This is a genomic window from Ensifer sp. 22521, from assembly GCF_052044795.1.
Taxonomy (GTDB): Bacteria; Pseudomonadota; Alphaproteobacteria; order Rhizobiales; family Rhizobiaceae; genus Ensifer.
Map to the genome: position 1 here is coordinate 1 of NZ_JBQENM010000012.1, position 13,516 is coordinate 13,516.

The 13,516-nt window shown below is 56.5% G+C and carries 8 protein-coding genes and 1 pseudogene; 5 read left to right on the forward strand and 4 right to left on the reverse strand.

What is annotated here, in order from left to right; genetic code table 11:
* From tdh to ACTJKE_RS19540, 3 genes and pseudogenes are all read right to left on the reverse strand, one after another.
* A partial coding sequence (gene tdh, locus ACTJKE_RS19530) for an L-threonine 3-dehydrogenase (RefSeq protein WP_440692139.1) occupies positions 1 to 1,019 on the reverse strand: 1,019 nt, incomplete at its 3' end.
* Between the two features lie 11 nt (positions 1,020 to 1,030).
* Entirely contained in the window at positions 1,031 to 2,218 is a 1,188-nt protein-coding gene (locus ACTJKE_RS19535) for a glycine C-acetyltransferase (RefSeq protein WP_440692141.1), read from the reverse strand.
* A 277-nt stretch (positions 2,219 to 2,495) separates the two neighbouring features.
* A pseudogene (locus tag ACTJKE_RS19540) lies at positions 2,496 to 3,893 on the reverse strand (RecQ family ATP-dependent DNA helicase); the annotation flags it as partial.
* 118 nt (positions 3,894 to 4,011) lie between these two features.
* Between ACTJKE_RS19540 and ACTJKE_RS19545 the strand changes: the two are divergent.
* The 4 genes from ACTJKE_RS19545 to ACTJKE_RS19560 are packed head-to-tail and all read left to right on the forward strand — an operon-like array spanning position 4,012 to position 10,483.
* Positions 4,012 to 5,898, forward strand: coding sequence for a hypothetical protein (locus ACTJKE_RS19545; RefSeq protein WP_209790609.1), 1,887 nt, complete (start codon positions 4,012 to 4,014; stop codon positions 5,896 to 5,898).
* Between the two features lies 1 nt (position 5,899).
* Positions 5,900 to 8,287 carry a hypothetical protein gene (locus ACTJKE_RS19550; RefSeq protein WP_440692144.1) on the forward strand — a complete coding sequence of 796 codons (2,388 nt, stop codon included), beginning with the start codon at positions 5,900 to 5,902 and terminating at the stop codon, positions 8,285 to 8,287.
* 5 nt (positions 8,288 to 8,292) lie between these two features.
* A complete protein-coding gene (locus tag ACTJKE_RS19555; protein ID WP_440692146.1) occupies positions 8,293 to 8,886 on the forward strand; it encodes a hypothetical protein in 594 nt (197 codons plus the stop codon).
* Positions 8,858 to 10,483 (forward strand): site-specific integrase, encoded by a 1,626-nt coding sequence (locus ACTJKE_RS19560; RefSeq protein ID WP_209790902.1) that lies wholly within the window; start codon positions 8,858 to 8,860, stop codon positions 10,481 to 10,483. The genes ACTJKE_RS19555 and ACTJKE_RS19560 overlap by 29 nt, the downstream gene beginning before the upstream one ends.
* Before the next feature lie 213 nt (positions 10,484 to 10,696).
* On the opposite strand, the gene ACTJKE_RS19565 is transcribed toward ACTJKE_RS19560, so the two are convergent.
* On the reverse strand, positions 10,697 to 11,098 hold the full coding sequence (locus ACTJKE_RS19565) for a helix-turn-helix domain-containing protein (protein ID WP_327795867.1): 402 nt from the start codon (positions 11,096 to 11,098) through the stop codon (positions 10,697 to 10,699).
* A gap of 389 nt (positions 11,099 to 11,487) precedes the next feature.
* Between ACTJKE_RS19565 and ACTJKE_RS19570 the strand changes: the two genes are divergently transcribed.
* Positions 11,488 to 13,497, forward strand: a complete 2,010-nt coding sequence (locus ACTJKE_RS19570) for an AAA family ATPase (RefSeq protein WP_440692148.1) — start codon at positions 11,488 to 11,490, stop codon at positions 13,495 to 13,497.
* Positions 13,498 to 13,516 lie beyond the last annotated feature (19 nt).

Sequence of the window (13,516 nt, forward strand, 5' to 3'; positions counted from 1 at the left end):
ACCTTGCCGGAATTGCCGGAGCGCATGGCCTCGAAGCCGTCGCGGAATTCGTCGATCCTGATGCGGTGGGTGATGACGGGAGAAAGATCGAGGCCGCCTTGCACGAAGGCGATCATCTTGTACCAGGTCTCGAACATCTCGCGGCCGTAGATGCCCTTGAGGTTGAGCATCTTGAAGATCACCTTGTTCCAGTCGATCTCGAAGCCGGCCGGCGCAATGCCGAGGATGGCGATCTTGCCGCCATTGTTCATCTTGTCGATCATGTCGCGGAAGGCCGGTGCCGCCCCCGACATCTCCAGCCCGACATCAAAGCCCTCGGTCATGCCGATCGCCTTCATCACGTCGGCGAGGTTTTGCTTCGAGGCGTCGACGACGTAGTCGATGCCGACGCTCTTGGCGAGCGCCAGCCGCGTCGGGTTGATGTCGGTGATCACCACCTTGCGCGCGCCCGAGCGCTTGGCAACCAGCGCGCCCATGATACCGATCGGCCCGGCGCCGGTGACGAGCACGTCCTCGCCGACGAGATCGAAGGAAAGGGCGGTGTGCACGGCATTGCCGAACGGATCGAAGATCGCCGCGATCTCGTCGGGCACGTCCTCAGGGATCGGCACGACGTTGTATTCCGGCAGGCAGACGAACTCGCCGAAGGAGCCCGGGCGGTTGACGCCGACGCCGAGCGTGTTGCGGCACAGATGCCCACGGCCGGCGCGGCAGTTGCGGCATTTGCCGCAGACGATATGGCCCTCGCCCGACACCCGCTCGCCGACATGATACTTGGTGACGGCCGAGCCGACCTCGGCGATCTCGCCCATGAACTCGTGGCCGACGACCATCGGCACCGGAATGGTCTTCTGCGCCCACTGGTCCCAGTTCCAGATATGCACGTCGGTGCCGCAGATCGCCGATTTCTTCACCTTGATCAGCACGTCGTTCGGGCCGATCTCCGGCACCGGCACCCGCTCCATCCAGAGGCCTTCTTCCGGCTTCGATTTCACCAGCGCCTTCATCATGTTCGTCATCAGTCTCTCCCTCAGATCACGCCAAGCTCGCGGCCGACCGCTTCGAAGGCGGCGATCGCCCGGCGTACGTCGTTCTCGCTGTGGGCCGCCGACATCTGCGTGCGGATGCGCGCCTGGCCCTTCGGCACCACCGGGAACGAAAAGCCGATGACATAGACGCCCTTCTGCAGCATGCGCGCCGCCATCTCCTGGGCGAGCGCCGCATCGCCGAGCATGACCGGGATGATCGGGTGCCCTTCGCCGGCGAGCGTGAAGCCGAGTTTCGACATCTCGGTGCGGAACAGGGTGGCATTGGCATAGAGCCGCTGCCGCAGTGCATCGCCGTTCTCGATCAGGTCGAAGACCGTGAGCGAGGCGGCGGCAATGACCGGCGCCAGCGTGTTGGAAAACAGATAGGGCCGCGAGCGCTGCCGCAGCCACTCGACGACCTCGGCCCTGGCCGAGGTATAACCGCCCGAGGCACCACCGAGCGCCTTGCCGAGCGTGCCGGTGATGATGTCGATGCGGCCCTCGACGCCGCAATGTTCGGCCGAGCCGCGGCCATTTTTGCCGACGAAGCCGACCGCATGGCTGTCGTCGACCATGACCATGGCGCCGTATTTGTCGGCGAGGTCGCAGACGCCTTGCAGGTTGGCGATGATGCCGTCCATCGAGAACACGCCGTCGGTGGCGATCAGCTTGAAGCGACTGCCCTCCGCCTTCTTCAGCTCCTCCTCCAGCGCCGCCATGTCGTTGTTGGCGTAGCGGAAGCGTTTGGCCTTGGAGAGGCGCACGCCGTCGATGATCGAGGCGTGGTTGAGCGCGTCGGAGATGATCGCGTCCTCCTCGCCAAGCAGCGTTTCGAACAGGCCGCCATTGGCGTCGAAACAGGAGGAATAGAGGATGGTGTCTTCCAGGCCGAGAAACGACGAGATGCGCGCCTCGAGTTGCTTATGCTCCTCCTGCGTGCCGCAGATGAAGCGCACCGAGGCCATGCCGTAGCCGTAACGGTCGAGCGCCTTCTTGCCGGCTTCAGTCAGTTCCGCGTTGTCGGCAAGGCCGAGATAGTTGTTGGCGCAGAAGTTGAGCACGCGGTCGCCCGAGGCGACCTCGATCGCGCCCGCCTGCTTCGAGGTGATGACACGCTCCGACTTGTAAAGCCCGGCCGTCTTCAGGCCCTCGAGTTCAGAACGAAGATGGGACAGAAAGGCTGAAGTCATGGCGCTCTCGCTCACAGAAAACATCGCGTTCCTGACGAGTATCATGACGGCATTTGACTTGCAGCAAATTCCCGCACGCCGAGGAGGCTGGCGCAAAAACGACAGGGCATTTCACGGCGAGATGGCGCGGCGGAAATATTGTGTCGCAAGCACTGAAGCAAGCGACGCTTTCTTTCTAGCGACGGCAGCGGTTGCCTGCCTCCGTTGCACCGCCGACGCGACGTAAACGAGCGCTCAAGAGATCAACGCTTTGCCGTGGGCCAGATACTTCCGCCCCTCACCCGTCCACATACCCGTCAATCACCGCCAGGAACGCTTCGCCGTAGCGCTCGCGTTTGCTTTCGCCGATGCCGGGGACGTCGAGCAGTTCGTCGAAGTCCCGCGGGCGCTCCTTGGCGAGCGCGATCAAGGTCGCGTCGGGGAAAACGACATAGGGCGGTACGTTCAGCTCCTTGGCGATCGAGAAACGCTCTGCGCGCAAGAGCTCGAACAGTTCGAGGTCCGAACCGGCGAGATCGGCGCGCTCGCGCTGCGAACCCGATTTTGCGCCGCGCGCGGCCTTGCCCGAGGTCGGACGGTCCTTGCGGAAGAACACCTGGCGTTCGCGCTTGAAGACGGCACGCGCCTCCGGCTCCAGCTTCATCGCCCCGAAGGCAGCATGATCGACGCTGATCAGCCCCGCCGCCAGCAACTGCCGAAACACCGATTGCCAGGTACGGGCAGGAAGATCCTTGCCGGCGCCGAAGACGGGCATATCGACATGACCGAAACGCTCGGTCTTTTCGTTGACCGTCCCCATCAGCACATCGACCACATGGCCGGTGCCGAAGCGCTCGCCGGTGCGATAAACGGCGGCAAGCGCCTTGATCGCCGCTTCCGTGCCGTCCCAGGTTTCGACCGGTTTCAGGCAGGTATCACAATGGCCGCAGCGCCCCGGATGGGCTTCGCCGAAATGCGCGAGGATCGCCTGGCGGCGGCAGCCGGCGGTCTCGCAGATCGCCAAGAGCGCGTTGAGCTTGCCGCGCTCGATGCGCTTGATGTCGTCCGCCGCCCCGCCCTCGTCGATCATCCGGCGGCGCTGCAGCACGTCGGCCATGCCATAGGCCATCCAGACCTCGGAGGGCTGGCCGTCGCGGCCGGCACGCCCGGTTTCCTGGTAATAGGCCTCCACCGATCCCGGCAGATCGAGATGGGCGACGTAGCGCACGTCGGGCTTGTCGATGCCCATGCCGAAGGCGACGGTCGCGACAAGGCAGAGGCTCTCTTCCTTAAGAAACGCGTCCTGATGCTTGTCTCTGAGCGTCCGGTCCATGCCCGCGTGATAGGGCAGCGCCCGGATCCCCTGCGCGTTCAGCCATTCGGCCGTATCCTCGACCTTCGCACGCGACAGGCAATAGACGATACCGGACGAACCCTTGAAGCGCGAAAGGAAGCGCAGCAATTGCTGGCGCGGCTGGTCGCGCTCGACGATTTCATAGGCGATGTTCGGCCGGTCGAAGCTGGTCGTGAAGACCTTGGCATTGGTCAGCGCCAGCCGTTCGACGATGTCGTCGCGCGTATGCGGATCGGCAGTGGCCGTCAGCGCGATGCGCGGCACGCCTGGATAACGCTCCGCCAGCAACCCGAGCGCGCGGTACTCCGGGCGAAAATCATGACCCCATTGCGATACGAATAGCTTTTCCCGTTTTGCACAACCTGAAGGTATCAGACGCCCATAACTTTTTCGTAATAAATTCAATCTATTGCGAGGGAACATATAGCGTTTTTTATATACCTTCGCAATAGGAAGCAGAATGGCAGCCGCATTTGAGCAGATACCAACGTGGATTGAGATACGAAAAAAATTAAAATACCGGCTCGTCGAGCAGATTAGCGACCTGGTTGGCTCCGGGACGAAAACAACGGGAGTGCGGAGGTTCTTCGCCTGGGTTGCAGCAGCTGCCACCGAAGACGCCGAGTGGATGAAGAGCTACCTGGCAAACGACAACCGCGATGTAGATGACTTGGCCATCATAAGGCGGGTACACCGCTGCATTGCGAGCTGGACAACGGCTCTTTTGGAAACAAAAAAATGGAAGTCAACGAGCGTTCGCGCGCAGCGCAACCACCTTTTGACAGCAATCGACCGGCTTCGGGAAATCGACGAAAACAGTTTTCCACTGATCGATCCAAGGTTGATGCCTCTTGGCGCTCATAAAGACAGTACGGGCCGACGCGCACTCGGCGAACTGGACTGGATAGAATTCGAGAATCTCGATCCATCCAGACGCGATGCGACTGGGATTGCCATCTTGCGGTCAGCAGCTTTGGAGATATTTAAGCGATACGAGAAACTCTACGCCTTTGGTCAAAGGATTCTCCATCAGCCCGCCCCTACTCAAAACACTGCCTGGCATCATATCCGCACGCTGATCGAAGATGAGATTTCGTCATGGTCGACCCATGGCTACTCCCAGTTCTCGCAAAGCTGGGGCGAGGAAAAAAGCGAAGTTATCGCATCATTGGCAAGCCCAGCCGTTTGGCAGGACCTCGGCCTCGATATCGAATTCGAAACCGATCATCTGCACTTTACGTTGGTAGCCGACCTGATTCTTTCATGCATCGCTCCCACCTACCGGCTGAATCAAGCGATACAGACAATCTTCTGTTGTGATACGGGTTGGAACAGACAGCCGATCCAATATCTGCCCGCGCAGCCATTTGCATATCGAACTGATAAAGAAATTTTTATTGGTTCAAACCGGGTTCTCGCATCGCTGAAGGTCCGCGCTGGTCATGTCGTCCACGCCGATCCTGCAAACGCCGAACTTATCCGGGGGTTGGCAGCCACAAACTTCTCTTCAGAATGGGATGATTTGTCGGCCAGCCTCAAGGTCGAAAAGGGTGACGAGCAGTTTCGCCTGGACCTTGACAGTGAGTTGCTTGACCTTCTTCAAAGATACCAGGCGATGCAAACTCTGAGCCGTTCTTGGACGAACGAAAAGACGAAAGACCTATTCTTCTATGCCCTCAGTCAAAGGGCTATCGGAGTTCAGGTTGCGGATCGCGACATCGGTGTTTTGATGCCAGCTGATAGTCCGTTTAAGAGGCCGGGGGTAAATTTCTCCGCAATACGCAAGTCGTTTCTAAATAGCCTGTCTTCCGCGGGCTTAGAACCGAGCTTCATTAGCGAAATAGCCGGGCATCGGTCGGTCAATATACTACAGAAGAACTATATTATTGGTGCCCAAGCCACCAGGACATACGAAGAGCCTGCGCGATTCTGGCAAGGCTGCATCCAGGAAATTCTTCTGAACGACAAAATTGCTTTCAAGCTCTCCATTCCGGAAAAAAACCGAGAGTGGTTTCGAATGTTCGGGATGCTGACAGGAATCACGGCAGCTTGCGGTCTGGAGCAGATGGAGTTGGATGGCGAGGTCACGGACGATTACATCTTCGTGCCAAATCAAAAAAATTACATCGATCTATTTCTTGCGCACAAGGGAGTAAAGCAACAGAGGTATCAGGTAAGTCAGCATCGTTGGGAGATACAAGGCGAAGCGTTGCTGGGCATCATCAAGGGATACGGCAGACAACTTAGTAACAAGCAGTTGGGCAGGGAATACCGAACCGCTGCTCGTATTGCCAATGCCAGAATTAAGTCTGGCGAACTGACCGTTCCCTTGATGTTGGAGATTTAACATGACTGACTCTTGGCTCATCAACCACGAGACCGACATCGAAAAGATGTTGAACCGCTTCACTCTGCCCGACGTCGTCCATGTCACCAAAGCGACTGAGGACGGGCCACTGTGTTACGGGAAGGACCGGAGCATCCACCATAGCCACTGGGGGGTTGAGTCGGACATTGGACGTCACAGAACGCGCCTTGCTTGGTTTAGCTTCGACAATGTAGTCGCGAGTGGCGGGGTTAGAATGGACGCCCCGCATTTGCGCTCCGATTATGTGGTTAAGAAGATTCTGATTCTCGTCGGCCTTGGCGCGGGTGAATCACGAATGTTTTCTGTCAAAGTGCTGCAAATACGCGGCCAGTTTTATGACAGGTTGGTAAGATGGCGGCTTACCCTGGGAATCGAAAGAAATGATCTGCTCCGAAAGGAGCATTACGATGCGTATCTCGAAACGCTTAAGCGTAAATCGCTTGGCCCGCTTCCGATAAATGAACGGCTGGATCAGGTCCTTAGCGATCTATACTCTGGCAAACGTATGCTGGACGAATTTTATAGGCCCGCAGAAAAGAACAAAAAGCAGTTATTCAACTGGGAGCTTTTGGCTGAGCTTCTCGGCACAACGAAGATTGCGCTGTCCACCTCCAGGCCGTTCGTAATTGATCTGGCCGACAGACTAAGCTCTCTTGAACATCCGCTGACAGAGAGAATAGTAAACTCCATCATTCGCACCGACGATAAAGAGACGCGAGACGACTACTCCGAGGCAAGCGTCGAAAAGCTTCTAAATCTGTGGAAATTAATTCACAGGCTTACTGTTTCTGGTCTTTTGCCGATTGGAGGGCTCTCCTTCAACCCGTTTAAGAAACTCACGCTGAAACAAACGGTTCGTAGCTTGAACCCGCGCCTTATTGAACGCACAGGAACGTTGGCACCCGAGGACTTTATCAGGCTTCTTCAAACCGCCTGCAAATGGGCCTTTGAATATGGCGAATACATCTTGGAGGCCGCCGGGGCCCGCCGAGGTTTCAAGCACAAATACTGGGCTGCCCATAAGAAGAATTTTATCTCTCATTTCGACAAAATCCGTCCGGAAGGAGCGCCGAAACTGCATCACGGGTGGACGATTTCTGTTTTCGATACGGAAAGCAAATCTGATCGTATCTCGTTAGGCGATGCCGTGAAGCATCTGATGACCGCCTGTGCAATCATCATCGCGTCCTTTTCAGCCAGACGCGGCGGCGAGATTTCGATGCTCATGTCCAACTGTATTTCTCAGGTTGGAGCACTGTATTACCTCAATGTTCACATATTGAAGACCCTGCAGCGGACCGAGATCGTTCCAGTCCCGAAAATGGTCGTCGCTGCGGTGGATATCTTGAAGGCTGCTTCTGGCGAATCCGGCGCATCCGATAAGCCCTCGCCCCTGTTCCACGTAATGCGGCAGGACACCCCTCTGTATTTTGAATTCACCGCGAATCTCAAGGCGTTTGCCTCGTATAACGAGATACCGCCGCCCGAGGGTGAAACGGAGTGGAATTTCTCAAGTCACCAACTCCGTCGCGGAGCAGCCATTTACTACTACTATGGTAACGACTGGGGCCAGCTGGACAACGTGGCACACCTGTTGAGGCACTTTGACCCGGAGATGACCCGTATCTACCTTACAGAGGCGATATCAGGCGCTATCGGGCAACTTGAAGACGAGCTTCGAGCGCGGTCCGAAGTTGTAAAGATCATCAAGAACAAAGAACTCAAAGCTTGGATCGCGAGTATAGAGGAAGAACTTGGCAACCTTAGAGGGATGAAGGCCGAATTCGATGAGGTACGTGTGGAAGCATATGCCTATCGAATGCTAGCAAAGGGCAAGCATGGTCTTGACGAAGCTATTGGGCATGGTGTGAAGCGGCTGAAAATGGACCGGGAAGCCATGATCGAAGCAGCGGCTGCCGATATTCGCATCAAATCTGGTGCGAATGATGAGGAGACATATCGTGAAGCTTTGTGTGTCCGAGCCAAAAGACAGGCAGCCAGTCAGTTCCTGGAACCAGTCCCAGAGGGTGTCGCGCACTGCGCCGCAAATCTGAACGGTGGCGATGACCTTTCTCTTGCGGAGTGCAACAAGCTCGCAGCAGCGGGTCGGTCTCCATGGAAGTCCGCTCAGCCGGAAGGCAGGAACGCGAAGGTCAACTTGGCGTTCAGCGGCGCATACCCGTGCCTGACCTGCATTTATGGGGTAATATTTAGGTCGAACCAGCGTGTCATCAAAGAGAAGATGGCAGCGATCAAGGCAACCATTGAGACAGCACCGCATGAGGTGGCAGCGAGTGCGAGACAGGCCCAATATGATCAGATGATGGCGGCATACCAGGCGGCGGAACTGGCTGCGAAGAGAGCTTAGCTGCAATGGCAAAACAGAAATCGAAGAAGGCAAGGAATGTCACGGTCAAAGTTCGCGAGAAGCAACCGATTGGCCTGGAAAACTCGGAAAAGCTGCGAGAGAGATTGGGGATTTTCAACAAGGTATTTGGCGTCGACAGTTCCAAGCGCAACGAGCCATGGGACCGTGAGCTGACCAAGGAGGAGCTGTTCAGGACAGCGCCGCTTTTGAAGGGAAAGCGTACGCTCGTCTCATTTGTCCGGAAGGTCACTCTGCTGGTCGACATGATGGATGACCAAGACTTGCGCGACACGATTTCGGTAAATGAATACAAGACCCCGACGGCCCTTAGGCGTTGGTCGGACCCTAATCGAGGTCTCTGGCCCTGGAGTGTCCCGGAAATTGACAGTCCGGACGGGACCTATGGCGACCTGTTTCTCATCTACGAGTCGGCAGAGGCTGGCCTGGACATCATCAGAAAGGGAAAGAAATATTCCCTGCAAAAACAGATCGATGACCAGAAGCGCGTTATCGAGAATCTGGAAGCACAAATTCTCGATTTGATGGATCAACTATATAGAGCGACGAGCAATGCCGGAAAAAGTATTAGAGCGAGCTAAAGTCGTTTCGACCAGCGATTTCAGAATGAGCTTTGGAACCGACAAGTTTCATTGGTTTGGTGAAGTGCAATGCGGCATGCCAATCATAAGGTGGCCGGATGGTAGGCTTTGCCAGCCTTTGATCTTTTATTTTGGGTATCTCTGCAGACTGAATTTGGAGCAAGCCAGTTCCATGGAGCCGCGTGCCTACATGTTGCGCGAGTGGTTCTCATTCTTAACTGGCGAAGGAATACCTTGGTATCAAGCTGATGATTTTGTCATGCACCGCTGGCGGCAGCGGCAGACGGACGAAGGCGTCAGTGAAGAGCAGCGCGAAAAAAAATTGCGGAGCGTTTATCATTTCTACCTTCATGTTCCGGATGCCATGCAGCGTCTTGAAGATGGATCGCTCACGCCGGACTTCGTCGGCCGAAACAAAAGAAGCAATCTGCGCCGGTACCCGATCACCACCAAGCGCGTTCGGACCAGAAGCGGGGAGCCAATAACTGTCTGGTCTGGCTCCAGGGCGATCAAACACTCGACGCCAGACCTCACGGTGCCGGACAACGACCAGTGCGACAGGGTCCTTCTTGAACTGCGTTCTCCATCGAAGCCGATCTCCAGCAGTCAAATCTCATACATCGACCCGGTGATTAAACGCGAACGCGATTGGGCGATGGGACGGTTGATGGTGGGTGCCGGTCTTAGAGCGGATGAAGTCCCAGAGCTGAAGTTGACAGACTTGACCAAGGCGCTGGCGAATGAAGGCATTTTCAAGGGATTGGGACGAGAACGTGCGCGAAGCATTGTATCGCTCGCGGAGCTTGCTCACGATAGCGCCGCTCAGGACATCGTCCTCAAGGGACTGAAGCATTTCGAGGTGCAACGAAGAAGGCTCTACATCGGCGTCAAGATTAAGGGGAAAGGCCGGAAGGTCCGCCATGCCGGGTTTATGATCGACCTCATATATGACCTCCTTACTGTCGTGGTATGGGGCGGCCGGGCCGTTCTGATCAAGCAATGGCAGACTGTCGATCCCACCTACGAGCCGGAGGACACGCTGTTCCTCTCTTTCAAAACCAGTGATGCCCTCACGGCCGGGGCCGTCAGCGACATCATGCTGAAAGCCTTCAAGGCCGCCGATGTCGCCGGGAGCGGACATGATCTAAGGAAGAATTATGCCACGAACCTGGCTGCGAGAATCCTTAGTCGGAACCTGGATCGTTTTGGCTACTTCACACACGCAGTTCTGAACACAGTCCTCGATGAAGTTGCAACGGGACTCGGACATGCGAAGGTTACGACCACGACCAAGCATTACACCAATCTGGCCGTGGTCCATTCAACCGGACTTGAAAGCTCACGGAAGCGGAGCAGGATCATGAAGATTTGGGAAATGCTTCTGCAGAGCAAGGACATGATGGATGACGAGCGTATCCAACTTTGCGGAACGGCGATGAAGGTTTTCGCAGAGGTGCCGAAAGAGAGCCAGATGTACGGTATGCTCTCCTGGGCTATGACCAACCCGGATTATAACCCTGGTGGCCTGATCGATCTGTCTCCCGCACCAGCGACGCACCTTCGCTTGGTCAGCGACAACGGTCGATTGCCGAAGTGACAGCTCGAAAATAATATCAATCTACCGTGTCACGGCATGAGGTATCGCCTGCGCGCTCCGTCCAATTCCGTCGTCGACAGCGTGCGGGCAGCCCGAAATAATGAAGCATGCCCACCAAACGTGCTCGTTAACAGCGTCGTGCAAAGATGTTAACTCGATGGGACGCGCCCCGCCCTCGGCCCTTTGAGCGTGCGCCCAAAGAAGATAGTCGGTCTACTTCCTCTTTTTGACGGCTTCTTCTGAGGGGTCCTGTCCAATTCTGCCTGCTGGCGTCCGCCAACGGACGCCACACCCTGTCGATGACGTCGCCTCGATAAACTCGATCCCTTGAGCTTGATAGGCCTGAACAAGCGCCTCCACAGATTCCAGAGTGGCGTTGTCCCCACTCCCCCGCGCAGTCTCGCCCCGCGTTATTCCACGAGTTTCTAACTTATACACGGTGGGCCGAGCCACGCCTGCCGAAGCGGCCAGCTGACGCTGGTTCCACCCGAGCAAAGCCCTGGCAGCGCGCAACATTTCTGCAGTCGGAATAATGGCCATAAAGGCGAAAAAAGCGCGCGGGGAAAAAATGTCAACATTATTCAAAATGAATGCCATTGTTGACATTATGAACATTACAGTATTCAAAATGAATGCGCCGAAGAAGTCGGCCCTGTCGCATTCAACAGAATCACCGGAGGTCACATGCTCTCACACCCCCTCGGTCTCGAAATTTTAGCTCCTCAAGAGACGATTGAAATATACAGGCGTCTGGCTGACGACCTCGAACAGGTCGGCCGGGATGGACCCGAATCTATCGCACCCGAAGTCTCAATTTCAGACTGGATGATTGCGAAGCGTGCCGTCCCAATCCTGTTGGGTACCGTACTCGGGCATCCTCGCGTGGCGGATGGGAGACCAGCGGCGACAACAGAAATCGTTTTCTGGGACGAGCACTGGCAACTCGCGCGTACCGTAAACCGCTGGTACCGTCTCGGTCGTCCTCTCGTCGGAGGCAGCAATCAGTGAAATCCGAACCCGACCAGGAACTACTCGACGAAGCTATCCAGCATTTGATGGATGCGACATCAAACTTAAGGGCAGTCATCTCTAGAACACCGGCAAAGCTGAGCCGTCGGTCGGCCCCCACCGCGTTAGCCGCGAGCCCAAGGAAATTCCTCGCGTTTTGCGGCTTCGTTAGGTTGATGCGACAGCAGAAGGATTTTTTCGCCGAAGCGACATCAGTCTTGGTGGTGACCGTGGCGCGTGACTGGCCTATCGACGATTTCGAGTATGTCGCCGATCTTTGCTTGAAGTCCGGCGACCGAGGACTCTCGACAGTAAAGACCTTCTGTCACCCGCCTCGGACAAAAAAAGGAGGCTGGGACTTTAGCCCAAGCGGCTATCTCGATGCCCAGAAGGTCATTGTATTCCTCCCACGCGGCGCGGAACTCCATCCGGAATTCGAAATCAGCGCCAATGCCGTCATCGATCTTGAAATCCTCGATGATCGACATCTCGATAGCCTCGCGCGGCAGTTGGATACAGGTCCACTTTCGGCGCAGGAGAAGGAACAGCTCAGACAACACGACCCGACGTTCATCGATTCCATCTTCCGTAGAGGTCGCTCGACTGCCGCTGCGCTGACCAGACTTGAACGACTTTTGACGAAACCGGCAAAGGGGCCAAGATTGGTCCCGCTGGCTTCATATGGTGAGGCCGGGAAATGGGGCGTGAGGTTCAAAACCGATCTCCGCCTATGGCGAGCCGGTCAGTTGGATTGGTCTGAACTGGATCGGGGTGTCCTTTTGTATGGCCCGCCGGGGATCGGTAAGACTTCTTTTGCGGCGTCACTCGCCTCAGAATGTGGTGCCCATTTGGTGGCGACGTCGCTTTCCAAATGGCAGAGCGCCGGTCACTTGGGTGACCTGCTTAAAGCGATGAGGCAGGATTTTGCCGAGGCTCGCGACAGAGCCCCGTCGATCTTACTGATCGACGAAATCGACAGTGTCGGGGATCGTCGCTCATTTTCCGGCGATAACCGGCACTACTGCATCGAGGTCGTAAATGCCCTTCTGGAAGCCTTAGACGGCGTGGCCGGTCGCGAGGGCGAGGGCGTGGTCGTCGTCGCATCGACGAATTTTCCTGAAGCCCTCGACCCAGCTCTGCTGCGGTCAGGTCGGTTGGAAACACACGTGGAGATGAAGCTGCCAAATGCAATTGAACGTGCGCATATCCTTGAGTTTTACCTGCCCGCGCTCGATGCCCCCAAGGAATTCTATGAGATTGCCCGGCAGCTAAACGGAAAGACAGGAGCCGATCTAGAACGCCTGGTTCGTAGAGCAAAACAGCGGGCACGGGCTGAGAACCGAAAGCCGATGATCGCGGACATCTGGGCTGTCGTGCCGAAGCGACCACCCCTCAGCGATGAAGATCGATGGCGAATTTGCATCCATGAAGCTGCTCATGCGGTGGTGACCGAGCTTTCTGATCTAGGAAGCGTGACCTGCGTCGAAGTGTTCGACGATAGGCACGACTGTGTTGACGCGTATGAAGCGCTGGGTCGGACGTCGTTAGATTCCCCGGTTCCCGCTTTGAGAACGGAGGCATGGTTCCGTTGGGACATCGCAATCAGCTTGGCAGGGATGGCTGGTGAAGAACTTGTTTTCAGCAATCGCTCGACTACAGCCGGTGGCTCGCGTGGAAGCGATCTAACGAGCGCGACCGACGCTGCAGCATTGATGATTGCCAGGTTTGGCCTCGGAAAGCGGCTATCGGTATTTCCTGACGATGTCGACCGTCCGGTCTACAAGGTTTTTCAAGAGGCACCCAGACTCAGAGCCGACGTCGATGAAATCCTGCGCGCAGAATATTCGCGAGCAAAGAGTCTGCTCGATGCAAACCTCAACACCGTGATCACCCTCGCCCAGGCACTGAAGGAAGAAAGACGACTGGAAGCGGAACGTCTGCGGACCCTCTTGCGAGGCCTGTCCGCAGCAGAAGGTCCAACAAAACTTGTTGGAATGTCAGGCTGACCCATCGTGGCCAGTCCTC

What these genes read in the sequence shown, in the direction of transcription:
- ACTJKE_RS19535 (WP_440692141.1), bottom strand. Translation starts at nt 2,218, where the DNA reads ATGACTTCAGCCTTTCTGTCCCATCTTCGTTCTGAACTCGAGGGCCTG.
- ACTJKE_RS19550 (WP_440692144.1), top strand. Translation starts at nt 5,900, where the DNA reads ATGACTGACTCTTGGCTCATCAACCACGAGACCGACATCGAAAAGATG.
- ACTJKE_RS19555 (WP_440692146.1), top strand. Translation starts at nt 8,293, where the DNA reads ATGGCAAAACAGAAATCGAAGAAGGCAAGGAATGTCACGGTCAAAGTT.
- ACTJKE_RS19565 (WP_327795867.1), bottom strand. Translation starts at nt 11,098, where the DNA reads ATGTTCATAATGTCAACAATGGCATTCATTTTGAATAATGTTGACATT.
- ACTJKE_RS19545 (WP_209790609.1), top strand. Translation starts at nt 4,012, where the DNA reads ATGGCAGCCGCATTTGAGCAGATACCAACGTGGATTGAGATACGAAAA.
- ACTJKE_RS19560 (WP_209790902.1), top strand. Translation starts at nt 8,858, where the DNA reads ATGCCGGAAAAAGTATTAGAGCGAGCTAAAGTCGTTTCGACCAGCGAT.